At 70.4% G+C, this 16,910-nt stretch carries 9 protein-coding genes; 2 read left to right on the top strand and 7 right to left on the bottom strand.

The annotated features are described in order from the left end of the window. The 7 genes from AB0A74_RS39820 to AB0A74_RS39790 all read right to left on the bottom strand — a co-directional run. Positions 1-428 (bottom strand): lantibiotic dehydratase (locus AB0A74_RS39820; protein WP_358257987.1); only part of this gene is annotated, 428 nt, incomplete at its 3' end. Continuing rightward, the gene (locus tag AB0A74_RS39815; protein ID WP_358257986.1) at positions 425-970 is read right to left on the bottom strand and encodes a vitamin K epoxide reductase family protein; all 546 of its coding nucleotides are present in this window, start codon (positions 968-970) and stop codon (positions 425-427) included. The genes AB0A74_RS39820 and AB0A74_RS39815, both read right to left, overlap by 4 nt. After that, the gene (locus tag AB0A74_RS39810; RefSeq protein WP_358257984.1) at positions 967-1,692 is read right to left on the bottom strand and encodes a thioredoxin domain-containing protein; all 726 of its coding nucleotides are present in this window, start codon (positions 1,690-1,692) and stop codon (positions 967-969) included. The genes AB0A74_RS39815 and AB0A74_RS39810 overlap by 4 nt, the downstream gene beginning before the upstream one ends. A gap of 98 nt (positions 1,693-1,790) precedes the next feature. After that, positions 1,791-3,227 (bottom strand): M81 family metallopeptidase, encoded by a 1,437-nt coding sequence (locus AB0A74_RS39805; RefSeq protein ID WP_358257982.1) that lies wholly within the window; start codon positions 3,225-3,227, stop codon positions 1,791-1,793. Further along, positions 3,227-4,093: a hypothetical protein gene (locus AB0A74_RS39800; RefSeq protein WP_358257980.1), complete on the bottom strand. Its 867-nt coding sequence runs from the start codon at positions 4,091-4,093 to the stop codon at positions 3,227-3,229. The genes AB0A74_RS39805 and AB0A74_RS39800 overlap by 1 nt, the downstream gene beginning before the upstream one ends. 57 nt (positions 4,094-4,150) lie before the next feature. Beyond that, on the bottom strand, positions 4,151-5,800 hold the full coding sequence (locus tag AB0A74_RS39795) for a choice-of-anchor B family protein (protein WP_358257978.1): 1,650 nt from the start codon (positions 5,798-5,800) through the stop codon (positions 4,151-4,153). A gap of 139 nt (positions 5,801-5,939) precedes the next feature. Next, positions 5,940-7,061: an endo-1,4-beta-xylanase gene (locus tag AB0A74_RS39790; protein WP_358257976.1), complete on the bottom strand. Its 1,122-nt coding sequence runs from the start codon at positions 7,059-7,061 to the stop codon at positions 5,940-5,942. A gap of 280 nt (positions 7,062-7,341) precedes the next feature. On the opposite strand from AB0A74_RS39790, the gene AB0A74_RS39785 reads away from it, so the two are divergent. Then, the gene (locus AB0A74_RS39785) at positions 7,342-16,206 is read left to right on the top strand and encodes a SpvB/TcaC N-terminal domain-containing protein (protein WP_358257974.1); all 8,865 of its coding nucleotides are present in this window, start codon (positions 7,342-7,344) and stop codon (positions 16,204-16,206) included. Continuing rightward, positions 16,199-16,675: an SMI1/KNR4 family protein gene (locus AB0A74_RS39780; protein WP_358257972.1), complete on the top strand. Its 477-nt coding sequence runs from the start codon at positions 16,199-16,201 to the stop codon at positions 16,673-16,675. The genes AB0A74_RS39785 and AB0A74_RS39780 overlap by 8 nt, the downstream gene beginning before the upstream one ends. The last annotated feature ends 235 nt before the right edge of the window (positions 16,676-16,910 follow it).

Here is a 16,910-nt window from a genome sequence, read left to right as displayed (position 1 = left end):
GCCACGACCCGCGTGCCGGACACCCGCGCGGTCGGGTTGCGCCCCACCACCTCCGGCCGCGTCCCGCGCACCAGGGCGCCCACCGCCACCGCGTCCACCCGGTCGTGCCGCCGCACGGCCCGGGGCGCGCGCGACGGCCCGTCCGCGCCCCACGACGCGAACCCGGTGCCCGCGAACAGCCCGAACGGCGTCGGCCGGGTCACCATCCGGTTGGCGTAGCGGAACAACGCCGGCGCCGCCCGCCGGTCCGGCGCGCCCCGCCGGTCCAGTTCGCGGGCGAACTCGGGGTTGGCCGCCCGCACCGCGTCGCGCAGCCTGGCGTCGGCCCACAACCGGCCCGCCGCGTCGAGCGAGTCCGGCTGCAGGTCCCGGAACCGCTCCAGCGGCAGCACCGGCATCCGCACCATGACCAGCGGCAGGAACCTCACACCAGGCTCGACCAGTAGTCCCAGAACGCGAACAGCACCAGCACCACGATCACCGCGTACCACAGCGCGAGCACCGCGCTGTGCACCCGGCGCAGCGGCGCGAGCGCGGGCCACGTGTCCAGCGTCGTGTACCAGAAGATCGGCAGCACCACGACCCACACGACCATGCAGTACGGGCACAGCGCGCGGATGTCGTACAGGCTCGCGAAGATCAGCCAGTGCACGAACACGACCCCGAACGCGGTGCCGGCGTTCATCGCCACCCGGTACCAGCGGGGCGGCTCGAACCCCGCCAGCACCGCGACCCCGGTGGTGACCACGACGGCGAACGCCGCGATGCCCAGCAACGGGTTCGGGAAGCCGAACGCCTCCGCCTGCGGGCTGTCCATCACCGACCCGCACGACACCACGGGGTTGAGCGAGCACGTCGGCACGTACGCGGGGTCGCGCAGCTTGGCGATCTTCTCCAGCGCGAGCGCGGCGGCGGCGCCCAGGCCGAGGCCGCCGCCGATCACGTAGAGCCAGGCCAGCCGGGGGTTCATCCGCCCAGCGCCGCGTCGATCTTCGCGCGCAGCTCGCGGTCCACGTCCTGGTAGGTGTTGCCGCTCGGGGTGAACTTCTCGCCGTTGAGGAAGAACGTCGGCGTGCTGCTCACGCCCAGCGCCTGCCCGTCGGCCAGGTCCCGGTCGATCACGGCCTGGACGTCGGCCGAGGCCATGTCCGCGCGGAACTTCGCCACGTCCAGCCCGAGGGTCTTGGCGTACTCCTCGAACTTCGCGGTCGCGGCGGCGGTGTCGCTGCTGGTGGTCTTGCCGTTCACGGCCCACGACTCGAACCCGTCGTAGAGGGCGTGGTACATCTCCTTGTACTTGCCCTGCTTCGCGGCGGCCTCGGCGGCCTTGGCGGAGGGCAGCGCCAACGGGTGCATCTGCAGTGGGTAGTTGCGGGTCACCATGGTGATGCGGCCCTGGTAGTCCTGCTCCAGCTTCTTGGTCACGTTGGCGTAGTAGGAGGCGCACGCCGGGCACTGGTAGTCCAGGAACTCCACGAGCGTGACCCCGCCGCCCTCCACTGTGGACAGCGTGTGCGCGTTGGCCGGCACCAGCCGCTCGTCCGGCACGCCGCCGCCACCCGCGCCCGAGGAGCGGTTGGCCAGGAGGATGCCGCCGATCACGGCCGCGGCGACCACGACCACGACGGCGGTGAGGATGAGGTTCAGCGACGGGCCGCGGCGCGCGGTCACCGGGTTCTTCGTGCCTGACATCGAGGTGTTCGCCCCTGTTCGAGAGTGCCTGTGGCCTGGTGGTCGGATCGCGACCGCCGGAAGTTCCCGCTATCACCCGACCGTGGGGTGTCGGGCGGCTACCGACTCGTGCCTACCAGGACCGGTGTGAGGTCGGGGTGGGGCATCCCGGCGTCGAGCGGGTGGATCGGCCGGACCAGGCGTTCGTAGCGCAGGCCCGCCAGGTCCTGGCTGACGCCGCCGGGGGTGAGGGCGAGGACGGAGCCGGCGGCGGCGCGGTGCAGGTCGGGTTCGAGGTAGCCGATCTTGACGGCGGTGAGGTCGTGGGCGGCGGGGTCCAGGTCGAGCGCGGTGAGGTCGGCGACGAGGTGGTAGGGCTTGCGGCGCGAGGTCAGGACGGCGTGCACGCCCCCGGACCGGACCACGGCGATGTCGCCGCCCACCGGGTCGTCTTCCACCACCTTGTGCACCACACCGGTCAGCCGGGTGGGTTCGTCGCCGGAGAGGCAGCCGCCGACGGCCAGGTCCACCGCGCCGCCCCCGCCCGTGTCACGGCAGGCCCGCACGGCGGCGGGATCGACGCAGGAGGCCCAGACGGCGGTCCGGGCGCCCGCGGCGAGCGCCGGGGTGTCCAGGAGGGTCCGCAGGAAGAAGGTCGCGTCGCCGGACCCGCCGGCGGTGGGGTTGTCGCCGCAGTCGCTGACGAAGAACGGACGGCGGTCGGAGTCCAGGGCGGCGCGGACGGCGTCGGCGGGGGACCGGGCCGGGACGCAGAACGCGAAGTCGTCGCGGGCCTCCCACAGGTCTTCGGCCAGCTCGCGGGCGGCGCCCGTGACGGCGTCCGCCGAGGTGCCCGCGACGAGGACGTTGACGGCACTGCGCGGCGCGTCGGCCCAGGCGTAGCCGATCCAGATCGACGCGTCGAGCACGCCCGGCCGCGCGGACACCGCCGGCAGGCGGGCGTAGAGCGCGCGGGCCGGGTCGAGGCGGGTGCTGGTGCGTTCGCCGGGCAGCAGCAGCGGCACGCGCACCCACGCGCGGACCGGGCGCCCGCCGGCGCGCAGGCGGTCCACGAGCAGGCGGCACGCGCGTTGCCGGGTCTCCTCGACGTCCACGTGCGGCGCGGTCCGGTAGGCCGTCGGCAGGTCCACCAGCTCGGCGAACTCGCGGGTGACCTGGCCGTGCAGGTCCATCGAGGCCGACATCGGGACGTCGCCGACCACCTGTCGCACCCGCCGCGCCAGGTGCGTCTCGGCGTCGTCCAGCCCTTCGACGTGCATGGCCCCGTGCAGGTCGAGGTACACGCCGTCGAACGGGCCGCGCTCGGCCAGCCCGGCGGTGATGCCGTCCAGCAGCTCGGCGAACGCGTCGGCGCGGACGGGCCCGCCGGGCAGGGCGCGGGCGATGAGGACGGGCACGAACTCGACGCCCGGCAGGTCGTCGAGGAACGGGTACCGGCTCAGGTCGCGCCACACGGTGAAGTCGTCGCGGGTCGTGCGGTGGGCGCTGAACGTGCTCGACTCGGTGCCGATCCCGCAGATCGCTATGCGTTCCATCAGGTCACGGCGATCGTGATGGCCGCGGTGTGCAGCTTGGCGTTGTGGGAGAACTCCAGGAACAAGCGGTATTCGCCTTTGTCCGCGAACACCGCCCGGAACGTCAGCTCGCCGTTGATCAGTGGCGCGCCGGCCGGTTCGACCGGGTGCAGGTGGGTCGCCGACAGGAGCATGGTGTGGAACCCGGTCATGTGGCCGTTCGCGCCCAGGTGGGGGTCCAGCGCCTTGACCGGGGTGCCGTCGGGGGCGCGGATGGCGAACCGCAACGACTGCGGGCGCATCACGCCCGGTTGTCCGGGTTCGTCCACGCGGGTCACCGTGAAGCCGTCCGCTGTCACGGTCTGCGCCGCCGGTGCGGGCACCGGGACCAGGGACGTGTCGCCGGGGACGGTGAACGGCACGCCCAGCACCACCGGGTGGCGCGGGTCCTTGGTGTCCGTCGGCACGAACTCGGCGAACATGCGGTAGGCGCCGCCGTCCGGCAGGGACAGGGTGGTGTGCCAGGTGTCGCCTTGCAGCGTCGGGTGCACGTGCTGGAAGACGTGCATGTCGTCGCGGATGGCGAAGAAGTGCATCTGCTTGGTCTGGTTGTCCAGGAAGGTCGTCACCGGTGTGCCGTCCTTGCCCAGGACGCGGAAGGCGACGGGGACGGCCGGGCCGCGCTCGGCGGGCATGGTGACGCGGTCGAACCGGTAGCCGCCCTCGGCCTCGGACAGGCCGTCGCTGTGGGCGGCGGGGACCAGGTCGGGCTGGTGGGTCGAGTGGGCGGGGGCGGGGGTGGGGCGGGTCAGGGTGATCGTGGCCGCCACCACCACGGCCGCGGCGGCGGCCAGGAAGGCCCAGTCGGTGAACCGCAGGGTGCGCATGCGTCGCTCCATCGCTGGAGGCGGGTGGCGGTGGGGCCGCCACCCGCCTTCAAGGGGTCAGAACTGGAGGCTCCAGGCGTCGATGTAGCCGGTGTCGGCCCGGTAGACGTCCTGCACGCGCAGTTGCCACGTCCCGTTGGCCGTCTCCGCCGAGGCGTTGACGGTGTAGGTGGTGACCACGTTGTCGCCGCTGTCGTTGTTCGAGGCCTTCAGCCGGTACGTCGAACCGTCCGGGGCCACCAGGTCGATGACCAGGTCGCCGCGGTAGGTGTGCTTGATGTCGACGTTGACCTGCAAGGTGGCCGGGGCGTTGCCGGACACGCCCGAGACCGTCACCGACGAGGTCACGGCCGCGCCGGCGTCGGGGATCTGGACGTCGGCGGTGTTCTCGAACCGGCCGCCGGGCGGGGGTTCGGTGCCGCCGAGGTTGGGCTTGACGACGACCAGGCCTTGTTCGATGCCGTTGACCAGCACGATCCCGCTGGCGAAGTACGGGTAGTTGCTCCACGCGCCGTTGAACTTGGCCTCGTTGCCGGCCGGGTAGATGTCGAAGTAGCCGACCTCGGTCAGCCGCGCCGAGGCGACGCCGCTGACGTCCAGGATGCGCAGACCGGCCTGGTAGTTGGCCTGGAAGCTGTGCTGCCCCTTGACGTACTGGTTGTGGTCGATCGCCGTGGCGGGGGAGTTGTAGGTGCCGGTGTGCACCGGGTTGGTCAGGTCGGCCAGGTCCCAGATGTAGGTCTTGGTGCGCTTGTCCGTGCCGGAGGACTCGTCCAGCTCGTCGTCCAGGAGGAAGTAGCGCTGGCCCTCGGTGAGCCAGCCCTGGTGGGAGTACTGGGAGCCGGAGTAGCCCTTGCGGGACAGCTGGACCGGGCGGGCCTTGTCGGTCACGTCGACGATGGTCAGCGTGTCCTCGTTGGCGTTGAAGCAGATCTCACGGCCCTGGTACTGGGTGTGGGGGCCGCGGTAGACGACGCACTGCGTGTCGTGGGTGTAGCCGTCCTGGGAGACGCAACCGGCGTTCTTGGGCGACTTCGGCGTGCGGATGTCCACCATGTGCGGGCCGCCGCTGCACGTGTTGGAGCCGATCGCGTAGGCGTAGCCGGTTTCCTCGTTGATGGCGATGTTGTGCGCCGGCCCGAACTCCTTGTAGAGCACGTCCGCGGTGAAGGTCTGCGGCGTGGTGATGGTGCGCAGGCGGGTCAGGTCGAACACCTGCATGCCGTGGCCGGAGATGAAGTCCGCGACGATGAACGCGTGGTCCTTGTAGACCTTCATGTCCCGCCACGTGCTGCTGCCGCCGTTGGAGGGCAGGTTGCCCAGGTACTTCGGCGCGGTCGGGGTGCTGACGTCGACGAACGCGGTGCCGTTGGTGCGGCCGACGATCGCGTACTCCTTGCCGGAGGACGGGTCGGTCCAGCCCCAGATGTCGTTGCCGTTGCCGCCGCCCATGCTCGCCAGCGGCAGGACGCTGAGCAGGTCGACGTTCTTGCAGGGGTAGATGTCGGCCTTGCCGTCGACGCACGGCACCCCGGCCGCGGTGCCGACGACGGCGTGCCGCTCGGCGGGTTGGTGGTCGGCCAGGAAGGCGCGTGCCGCGGCCTGGCCCTCGGGTGTCTCGGGGTCGTGCGCGGACGCGGCTGTCATCGACAGCGCGACCGCGGCGGCCGTGAACACGGCCAGACCCGCCCATCGCAGGGATTTCATCGGGTGCTCCTCACCGGAAATTCCCGGACCGCGTGGCGCGGCCCGGGAGCAGGGTTTTCCGATCAGGTTCCGACGATAGGACCGGCCGTGGCCGGGGATTAACCTCCGATCGTCGGTTGGGAGCGGTCCCTTTGAAGGGTCAGCGCCGGCCCGCCTTCGCCAGCGTCTCCTTCAGCACGTGGTACGCGGGCTTCTTGGAGAAGTCGTCCCACATGACAGTGGCCGCGCCTTCACCCTGGAAGAAGACCGGGACCCACGAGTACTTGTCGGTGAAGCCCCAGATCGTGAAGGAGTCGCAGCCCTCCACGGCCAGGCACGCCACCAGGGTCCGGTTGTAGTAGTCGGCCTGCTGGGCGAGCTGCGCCGCGGTCGGCACGCCGTCCGCGGGCAGGTCCATGCGGACGTCCAGCTCGGTGATCGCGGTTTCCAGGCCCAGCGCGGAGAACCGCTCCAGGTTGGCCTGCAGGTCGCCCGGGAACCCGTAGCGGGTGCTCAGGTGCGCCTGCGCGGAGAAGCCGTCCACCGGGACGCCCTGCGCCTTCAGCTCCTGGACGAGCGCGTAGTAGGCGTTGCTCTTGGCGTTGACGCCCTCCACGTTGTAGTCGTTGAAGAACAGCTTCGCCTTGGGGTCGGCCTCGTGCGTCCAGCGGAACGCGTCGGCGATGATGCCGGGGCCGAGTTCGCGGATCCAGATGTTCTCGGTGGTGCGCAGCTGCCCCGAGTCGTTGAAGATCTCGTTGGCCACGTCCCACTGCTGGATCTTGCCCTTGTACCGGCCGACCACCGTCTTGATGTGGTCGCGCAGGATGGACCGGAGTTCGTCCTTGGTGAAGGCGCCCTCCGTCAACCAGGCCGGGTTCTGGTTGTGCCACAGCAGCGTGTGGCCGCGCACGACCTGCCGGTTGCGCTGCGCGAACTTCACGATGGCGTCGGCGGTGCCGAAGTTGTAGCGGTCGCGCTCGGGGTGGATGTACTCCCACTTCATCTGGTTCTCGGCCGACACCGAGTTGAACTCCGCCGCCAGCACGGCGCGGTAGGGCTGGTCGGAGGTGAACGGGTCGGGGTAGGGCATGGTCTCGTGGTGCCCGCCGCCCGCGACGGCGGTGCCGATCTTGAACCCCTTGGGCGCGGCGTGCCGCAGGGTGTCCTTGCGGGCGTGGCCCGCGTCCTCGACCTGCGCGTCCTCGGTGGCCGCGGCGGTCATCGGGGTGAACAGGGCCAACGCGGTGAGCGCGGCGGTGGCCAGACGGGTGGTTCTCATGCCGGAGCTTCTCGCTTCCTTGCGACGGCTGTCCGTCGAAACTTTCGCAAGAAGATTGCTAAGTTTCGAATGCGCGGACCCTAAGCCGCTGGTCGCGCGGGCGTCAAGGTTCGGGTTCCCGTAGCCGGGCCGCTAGGCCGGCCGGGTGACGGCGCGACCCCCTGGTAACGAGCGCGGCCGCCGTACCCGAAACGGGTGAAGGAAGCCGCCGCCTATGAGGGGACGTCGCATGTCACGTGGGACCCGCCGCAGACCGATACCCAGAGGACGCGCCGGCGGCGTGCTCCTCGTCGTCCTGGCGCTGGTCGCCTTCGGCCTCACGCCACCGGAGCTGTTCGGCGGCCGGGTCACCCCGACCTCGACCGGCGACGGGTCGGTCGGCGTCCCCGACCACCCCGAGGGCGCGGCGTTCAACCCCAACCAGCTCAAGGGCATCAAGGCCGCCGACCCCGCCGCGGGCGTCAACCTGGTCTCCGCCCCGACCGCGAACAACATGGGCGACGCGCGCCTGTCCTACCCGCTGGAGGTGCCGCCGGGCCGCTCGGGCATGCAGCCCAAGCTCGCGGTCCAGTACAACTCCGCGGGCGGCAACGGCTGGACCGGCGTCGGCTGGGACCTCGCCCAGGCCCAGATCACCCTGGACACCCGCTGGGGCGTGCCGCGCTACCACGCCGGCCTGGAAACCGAGTCCTACCTGCTCAACGGCGAACAGCTGACCCCCGTCGCCCACCGCGGCGAACTGCTGCCCCGCACCGCCGAGAAGGTCTTCCACACCCGCGTCGAGGGCCGGTTCGACCGGATCGTCCGGCACGGCGACCACCCGACCAACTACTGGTGGGAGGTCACCGACCGCGAGGGCACGCGCTCGACCTTCGGCAACGACCCGAACTCCACCCTCAAGGACGCCGCCGGCAACATCGCCACCTGGGCGCTGCGCGAGACCCGGGACACCAACGGCAACTTCGTCCGCTACCACAGCGCCGCGGTCGAGGACGGCGGCGTCGCGAACGGCTCGGTGCCCGGCCGCAACCTCTACCTGACCAAGATCACCTACACCGGCCACGGCGACACCGAGGGCCGCTACTCCGTCACCTTCACCCGCGACCGCGACCGCGGCGAACCCCGCCGCGCCGACGTGCAGATCGACGCCCGCGCCGGGTTCAAGCGGGTCACCGCGGACCTGCTGCGCCGCGTCGAGGTCAAGGTGGACGACACCCTGATCCGCGCCTACGAGCTGGACTACCGGCAGGGCGCGTTCGCCAAGACCCTGCTCGCCTCGGTCAGCCAGTTCGACGCGAACAACGCCCGCTTCAACACCCACACGTTCGACTACTTCGACGACATCCGCGACCAGTCCGGCGCCTACAACGCGTTCGACGCCGCCGGCAACTGGGGCATCGGTGACGACGACCTGGGCGTCAACGTCCGCGACGGCGAAGCGAGCGCCCTGTCCGCCACCACCAACAAGAGCGCGGGCGGCCACCTCTACGTCGGCTACAACCCGACCTCGGTCAGCAAGTCCAACTCCGCCGGCGTCAAGGTCGGCTACAACTCCGGCTCGTCGGACGGCCTGCTCGCGCTCGCCGACGTCAACGGCGACAACCTGCCGGACAAGGTGTTCCGCTCCGGCGGCGGCGTGTTCTACCGGCCCAACGAGTCCGGCCCCGACGGCCCGACCAGGTTCGGCGACACCGCCATCCGCCTGACCAACCTGCCCGGCATCTCCACCGAGAAGACCCGCTCCGGCACCGTCGGCATCGAGTCCTACTTCGGCGTCGCCGCGCAGCTCGACCACGTCTCCACGACCACCACCTCCGACCGGTACTTCCTGGACGTCAACGGCGACGGCATCACCGACCTGGTCAACAACGGCGGCGTGCTGTTCGGCCACCTCGACGCCAACGGCCAACCCGCCTACTCCACCGACAGCGGCGACACCGGCGTCCCGATCGGCTCCGGCACCGCGTCCGGCACGATCGTCGGCGACCAGACCGCCGAGTTCCAACGCCAGGTGGACACGTTCCCGCTGCTGGACGGCGTGCGCCGCTGGGTGGCCCCGTTCGACGGCACGGTCCGCGTGGACGGCCGGGTCAAGCTCGTCCAGGACACCAGCCCCGAGCGGCAGGCCTACACCCGCGCCGACGGCGTGCGGGTCACCGTCCAGCACCAGGACACCGAGCTGTGGGCCCAGCGCATCGGCCCCGACGACCACATCGAGTTCGCCCCCACCGGCACCGACGCCATCGCCGTGCGCAAGGGCGAGGCGCTGTTCTTCCGCGTCCAGTCCGTGCTCGACGGCATGTACGACACGGTCGCGTGGGACCCCAAGGTCACCTACACCAGCTTCACCGCGAGCACCGACGTCAACGGCTTGGCCAACGACACCTACCTGGCCTCCCGCGACTTCACCCTCGGCGGCCGGCCCTCGGTCGTCGTCGCGCCGCTGACCGGCACGCTGCACCTGTCCGGTGACGTCACCAAGACCGGCCCGACCACCGACGACGTCACGGTCGTCGTGACCCGCAACGGCACCGACGTCTACAGCCAGGTGCTCGACCGCGGCACCGAGGACACCGCCCACCTCGACCTGGACATCCCGGTCACCGCCAACGACACTCTGTCCTGGCGGCTCAAGGTGGACTCGCCCATCGACGCCGGCACCCTGCGCTGGGTCCCGCGCGCCCACTACACGGCCGCGCAGGGCCTCGACTCGGTCGTGGACGACAACGGCAACCCGGTCCTGGTCATCAACCCGCCCTACGACCTGGACATGTACCCGGTGTCCACGCTGACCGCGCCGCAGGCGTCGCACACCGCGACGCGGACCGGCACGGTCACCGTCGACCCGGCCCTGGCCTTCGACTTCGCCGGCCAGACCCCGAACACCCGCGTGGTCTTCACCGTCAAGAAGCGCGGTGCGCTGCTGGCCAAGCGCGTGATCGACGTCGTGAACGGCCAGGTGCCGGCCGACCTGCGGGTCACGGCCGAGGTGACCCAGGGCGACGAGCTGTTCTTCGACTTCGCCACCCTGGACACCGGCCTGCCCGCGCGGCTGACCGGCCAGTCCGCGACGATCTCCTACGACGGCACGAACTTCACCGCCGTCCCGACCGCGCTGCACGCCTCGGCCGAGCAGGGCGCGTTCGCCCAGCCGTACCGGGGCTGGGGCGCGATCGGCTACCAGGGCAACCGCGAGCGGGCCACCCAGCCCATCGTGCGCAGCGACCTCGTCCTGGACGAGAGCTACAAGGACGACCTGCCCGACGGCCCCACCGAGGACGACGTCCCCGGCTTCACCGACGACCCCAAGGTCAAGCAACCCCGGATCACGGTGTTCGCGCCGCTCCCGGCCCAGGACCGCTGGGCGGGCGCGGACGACAACACCTGGGTCGCGCGGGACGCCGCGGCCAGTTCCCGCATGGGCCTGGACACCATCGACGTGGTGACCGACGGCGACGTGGCCGGCGCCTCGGCGGTGTCCCGGCGCGGCCGCACCCAGCAGATCTCGACCACGTTCGGCGCGAGCATCCCGGGCGTGCCGATCGGCGCGGGCGCGAGCGTGGCCAAGGGCCGCACCACGGGCCAACTGGACTTCCTCGACCTCAACGGCGACCGGTTCCCCGACGTCGTGGGCTCGGCGGGCGTCCAGTACTCCGACATGACCGGCGGCCTGGGCGACACCCGCGGCAGCGTCGGCGGCGCGGTGCGCGAGTCGGAGTCGCTGGCCTACGGCGTCAACGCCAACGCGGGCAGCCCCGCCCGCACCAGCGGCAACGCCCGCGGCCAGGACGCTCCCTCGGGCAGCCGCAACGCCAACAGCGCCAAGGCGGGCGTCGAGATGCCCGCGCTGGGCGTGGGCGGCAACGTCGGCGGCGGCGAGTCCGACACCGGCTACGACCTGCTCGACATCAACGGCGACGGCCTGCCGGACAAGGTGTTCGACAACGGCGACGCCGCGCTGAACCTGGGCTACTCGTTCGCGGCGCGCGAGCCGTGGCCGGGCGGCCCGGTCAACGACGGCAAGACCACCAACGCCGGCGTGAACCTGGGCTTCAACACCAACTACTACGGGTTCGCGGGCGGCGTGTCCGCGGCGGTCGGCTCGTCGGTCACCAGCGCCACGCTGCTCGACGTCAACGGCGACGGCCTGGCCGACCGCGTGTTCGCCAACGGCGACCAGCCGGTGGGCGTCGCGATCAACACCGGCAACGGGTTCGGCGCGCCGACCCCGTTCCGCGGCGGCGGCGGCGGGGAGATCGGCAAGGACGAGAACGCCACCCTCGGCGGCGGCGTGTACTTCACGTTCGGGTTCTGCTTCTTCTTCGGCTGCCTGGTGTTCAACCCCGGCGGCGACGTCTCCACCGGTATCGGCCGCGCCGAGGTGGCGCTGCGCGACGTCAACGGCGACGGCTACGCCGACCACGTCCGCTCGACCCGGGACAACGAGTTCGTGGTGGCCGCCAACAAGACCGGGCGCACGAACCTGCTGCGCACCGTGTCCCGGCCGCTGGGCGCGAAGATCGACCTGGACTACACCCGGTCCGGCAACACCACCGACCAGCCCGACTCCAAGTGGGTGCTGTCCCGGTCGGCGGTGCACGACGGGCACCCGGGCGACGGCCAGGACGTGCAGCTGTCCACGTTCCGCTACGAGGGCGGCAAGTACGACCGGCTGGAGCGCGAGTTCCTGGGCTACGGCAAGGTCGTGGCCGAGCAGCGCGACGCGGGCACGGGCGACGCCGTGCTGCGGACGCTGACCGAGGAGTACCGCACCGACACCGTGTACGCGCGCGGCCTGGTGACCCGGTCGGTCACCGCCGACCCGGCTGGCCGGCTGTTCCAGGAGACGGTGAACACCTACCAGTTGCGTGATGTCGGCACCGGTGGCACCGCGAACCCGGCGTCCACCACGGCGACGGTGTTCCCGCTGCTGGCCCGCGTGGACAAGCACTACCACGAGGGTCAGGCCAACCCGGGCAAGTCGACGTACACCGAGATGGCGTATGACGACTACGGCAACCTCGTGCGGTCGTTCGACGCGGCCGACGCCGGACCGGCGGACGACGTGGAAGCCGAATTCGGCTACACGGCGTCCGTCCAAGCCTGTCGCGACCGCAACATCGTCGGCGTGGCGAACCTGGTGCGGGAGTCCGGGGTCAACCCGCGGACCCTGATGCGTCACCGCGAGTCCACAGTGGACTGCTCGTCGGGTGACGTGACGGTGGTCAAGGAGCTGTTGCCGGATGGATCGGCGGCGGTCAGTGACCTGACCTACCACCCGAACGGCAACCTGCGGACCATCACCGGCCCGGCCAACAAGAACGGCCAGCGGTACAAGCAGGAGTACGGCTACGACACCGTCGTGGGCGTGCACGTCGAGCACATCAAGGACAGCTTCGGCTACGAGTCCACGGCCACGCACGACATCCGGTTCGGCCTGCCGGACCTGACGATCGACGAGAACCACCAGTCCCTGCGCACCTCGTACGACAGCGTGGGCCGGGTGGACGAGATCGTCGGCCCGTACGAGATCGGTTCCGGCCGGGCGACGATCGACTTCGAGTACCACCCGGAGGCGAGCGTCCCGTACGCCGTCACGCGGCACCTCGACCGGACGGCCACGGGTGTCCGCGAGGACACGATCGACACCGTCCAGTTCGCCGACGGCCTGGCCCGTCCGGTGCAGAGCAAGCAGGACGGCCGGGTCGCGACCGTCGCCGGGGCGAACCCGGCGGACGTGATGGTCGTGTCCGGGCGGGTCACGTTCGACCCGCTGGGCCGGGTGGTCGAGCAGTTCTACCCGGTGACCGAGCCGAAGGGCGCGGCGAACACCGCGTTCAACGGCTCCTACGACACGGTGGCCCCGACCCGGTTGAGCTTCGACGTCATGGACCGCAGCGTGCGGTCCGTGCTGCCGGACGGCACGTCCAACGAGCTGTCCTACGGCTTCGGCGTCGACCGGTCGGGCGCGACCCGGTTCGAGACGGTCGCCACCGACGCCAACGGCAAGCAGCGCCGGACCTACACCGACGTGCGCGTGCTGACCACGTCGGTGAAGGAGTTCAACGCCGGCACGCCGATCTGGACCAGCTACGGCTACGACCCGATGGGCCAGCTGACCAGCGTCGTGGACGACAAGGGCAACACGACGAAGGCCGAGTACGACAACTTCGGCCGCCGGACTGTGGTGGACAGCCCCGACCACGGCCGCACCGAGACCCGGTACGACCTGGCGGGCAACAAGACCGCGAAGATCACCGCCAAGCTGCGGGCGGTGGCCAAGGCGGTCGAGTACGACTACGAGTACAACCGGCTGGCCGGGATCCGGTACCCGGTGTTCGCCGGCAACAACGTCACCTACACCTATGGTGGGCCGGGCGCGCCCGACAACGGCGCGGACCGCGTGGTGGCGGTGCGTGACGGGGCTGGAACCGTCACCCGGAAGTACGGCGCGCTGGGCGAGAAGACCAGCGAAACCCGCACGGTCACCGCGCTGGTCACGCCCGCGCGGACCTACACCACCCAGTACCGGTACGACTCGTTCAACCGCGTGCTGGACATGACCTACCCCGACGGCGAGGTGCTCACCTACGAGTACGACTCCGGCGGCCAGGTCCACCGGGCGACCGGGCGCAAGGCCGGGTTCGACTACCCGTACCTGGTGCGGTTGGACTACGACAAGTTCGGCCAGCGGCTGGCGCAGCAGACCGGTACCGGCGTGGTCACCACGTTCGCCTACGACCCGGCCGACCGGCAGTTGAGCAACCTCAAGTCGAGGTTGGCGGACGGGCACCAGTTCCAGGACATCGCCTACGAGTACGACAACGTCGGCAACGTCCTGTCGCTGACCAACACCGTGCCGTTGCCGCACGGCAAGCCGATCGGTGGGCCCAGCAGGCAGACCTACCGGTACGACGACCTGTACCGGTTGACGTCGGCGGGTGGCGAGTACCAGAACAAGGACAACAAGCTCGACCGGTACTCGATGACGTTGGCCTACGACTCGATCCACAACCTGACCGGCAAGTCGCAGCGCCACGAGATCCTGGTCAACCCGGGGACGACGTTGGCGCCGGCCCCGGAGTCGCAGGTGTTGGCCGACGACCCGGTGACGGACCCGGTGACCGGGGAGCCGCTGCCGCCGTTGGGTGCGATCGAGCCCGAGGACGAGCAGGTCAGCGAACCCGCTCCGACCACCGAACCCACTACGACCACCGCTCCGGCCTATGAGCCCGTCTCCTACTCCACGTCTACCGATGGCAACGCCCAGGAGCAGAAGAAGACCACCTACGACTACAGCTACACCTACAACAGCGGGAAGCCGCATGCGCCCAGCGGCGTCGGCCCGGTCAACGAGTCCTACGACGCCAACGGCAACCTGATCGACTCGGTCAACACCCTGCCGCCCGCGCCGGGCAAGCGCCGACAGCTCGTGTGGGACGAGGAGAACCGGCTCGCCTGCAACCAGGACCACAGCCGCAACAAGACCGTCGCCCAGCACCCGGACGCGTGCACCAGTCCGCAGCAGCCGGCGACCGTGCGGTACGTCTACGACGACGAGGGCAACCGGGTCGTCAAGAACGCCGGTCCGCAGCACATCTACCCGAACCGGGCGTTCAGCGAGCGCAACGGGCAATCGTTCAAGCACGTGTTCGTCGGTGACACCCGGATCGCCACGAAGACGGTCAAGCCCGACTCCACCTACGAGAACCACCACTTCTACTTCCACGCCGACCACCTCGGGTCGTCCGGGTACGTCACGGACGAGCACGGCAACCTGACCGAGCACACCGAGTACTTCGCGTTCGGCGAGCCGTGGGTGCAGGAGCACCCGGCGCAACCCACGCCGGTCCCGTACCTGTACGGCAGCAAGGAGTTGGACGAGGAAACCGGCTTCTACTACTACGGCGCGCGGTACTACAACCCGCGGACGCAGGTGTGGCAGAGCCCCGACCCGATCATCGAGTCCTACCTGGACGGTGCTCCGGGCGGCGGTGTGTACCAGCCGTTCAACCTCGCGGCGTACACGTACGGCCGCAACAACCCGGTGAAGTTCACCGACCCCGACGGCCGGTACGTGGAAAGCGCGTGGGACGCCATCAGCCTGGGCGTCGGCGTGGCGAGCTTCGTGCAGAACGTGCGGGAGGGCAACGGCTGGGGTGCCGCGCTGGACGCGGTCGGCATCGTCGCGGACGGCGCGGCGTTGGTGCTGCCGGTCGTGCCCGGCGGCGCGGGCGCGTTGATCAAGGCCGGTCGCGCGGCGGAGAAGGGTGTCCAGGTCGTCAAGGCCGCCGACCGGGCGAGAGATGCCGAACGGGCTCTGCAAGGAGCGCGGGCGGCGGACAAGGGCGGTGACGCGGCCAAGGCGGCGCGGAACACGTCCGTGCCCTGTGCGGTGCCGAACAGCTTCACACCGGACACGCCGGTGCTGATGGCTGATGGCACCCGCAAGCCGATCAGCGAGGTCGAGATCGGTGATCTCGTGGTGGCCACCGACCCGGAGACCGGGCTCACCGAGTCCCGTCCGGTCACCGACCTGATCGTCGGTGACGGCTCGAAGGACCTGGTCGAGATCACCGTCGACACCGGGGCCGGGTCCGGGACCGTCATCGCGACGGACGGCCACCCGTTCTGGTCGGTCGACCTGAACTCGTGGGTCGACGCGGGGCTGCTGAAGGCCGGCACGCTCCTGCGGACCGGCAGCGGCACGTACGTCCAGGTGGTGGCGGTTCGGGCGTGGACCCAGGCGCAACGGGTCCACAACCTGACGGTCGAGGGCCTGCACACGTATTACGTGGCGGCGGGTGCGGCTGATGTTCTCGTCCACAACTGCGGTGGTCCGGTCATCCGCAACAAGCACCTGGCCGGCAAGACCCACCCGAAGACCGGCGTCCCGTTCGACAAGAACGGCTTCCCGGACTTCTCCAAGTGGCGCCACCCGAAGGTGCCGGACGTGCGCATCAAGCTCACCGGCAACCGGAAGATGGACGAGAAGCTGGCCAACGAGGCGGCGGGCCTGAAGAGCACGCCGAAGGACTACACCTGGCACCACCACCAGGACAGTGGTCGAATGCAGCTCATCAGGCAGGACGTCCACAGCCGCACCGGCCACACCGGAGGGCACGCGTTGAAGACGCATGAGTGACGAGTTCTGGGAGGAGGACCCGTACTACACGGGTCCTCCTCTGACCGGGGAGATGGTCCGAGGGGCGGAGGCGCTGCTGGGCGTCGCCCTCCCTCGGACCTACCTGGAGCTGCTCGCTCGACGCAACGGCGGCACCCCTCGCCGCCGTTGCGTGTTCACCCCGTTCCCGACCTCGTGGGCCCCGGATCACATCGAGATCCGGGGCCTGCGGGGCATCGGAGGGGAGTGGGGGATCGACTCGCCGGAGCTGGGGAGCCGGTACATGGTGGAGGAGTGGGGTTATCCGGACGTGGGCGTGGTGATCTGCCAGATGCCGTCGGCTGGTCATGACACGGTGATGCTGGATTACCGGGGTTGTGGGGCTCGTGGGGAGCCGGCGGTGGTGTACGTGGACGAGGACCGGGTGCCGCGGCGGATCGCTTCGTCGTTTGCGGGGTTTGTGGCGGCTCTGACCAGCTGTCCGGACTGACGCTTCGCTTTCGAGCGTGGCTCGCGGGCGCGTGCTCAAGAGCGAAAGCGAAGAGCGAAAGCGAAGAGCGAAGAGCGAAAAGCGGCGCTCGCCGCGCGGCAGGCCCCCGGGGGGTGGAAGGGCGTCGGTTCGTCCCCCGTACGGCCTGCCGGAGGCAACCACAGATCGCCGGGGTCGTCCAAAAAACTTTCGCTCGTTCCTCGCGAAACTTTTTCAGGCCGACCCCGGCGATCTG

Origin of the sequence: Saccharothrix sp. NPDC042600, from assembly GCF_040647305.1 — a bacterium.
GTDB classification, from domain to species: Bacteria; Actinomycetota; Actinomycetes; order Mycobacteriales; family Pseudonocardiaceae; genus Actinosynnema; species Actinosynnema mutabilis.
Note: the sequence above shows the minus strand (reverse complement) of the source record. Positions and strands in the feature narration are given on the sequence as shown.

What these genes read in the sequence shown, in the direction of transcription:
- AB0A74_RS39815 (WP_358257986.1), bottom strand. Translation starts at nt 970, where the DNA reads ATGAACCCCCGGCTGGCCTGGCTCTACGTGATCGGCGGCGGCCTCGGC.
- AB0A74_RS39810 (WP_358257984.1), bottom strand. Translation starts at nt 1,692, where the DNA reads ATGTCAGGCACGAAGAACCCGGTGACCGCGCGCCGCGGCCCGTCGCTG.
- AB0A74_RS39805 (WP_358257982.1), bottom strand. Translation starts at nt 3,227, where the DNA reads ATGGAACGCATAGCGATCTGCGGGATCGGCACCGAGTCGAGCACGTTC.
- AB0A74_RS39800 (WP_358257980.1), bottom strand. Translation starts at nt 4,093, where the DNA reads ATGCGCACCCTGCGGTTCACCGACTGGGCCTTCCTGGCCGCCGCCGCG.
- AB0A74_RS39795 (WP_358257978.1), bottom strand. Translation starts at nt 5,800, where the DNA reads ATGAAATCCCTGCGATGGGCGGGTCTGGCCGTGTTCACGGCCGCCGCG.
- AB0A74_RS39790 (WP_358257976.1), bottom strand. Translation starts at nt 7,061, where the DNA reads ATGAGAACCACCCGTCTGGCCACCGCCGCGCTCACCGCGTTGGCCCTG.
- AB0A74_RS39780 (WP_358257972.1), top strand. Translation starts at nt 16,199, where the DNA reads ATGAGTGACGAGTTCTGGGAGGAGGACCCGTACTACACGGGTCCTCCT.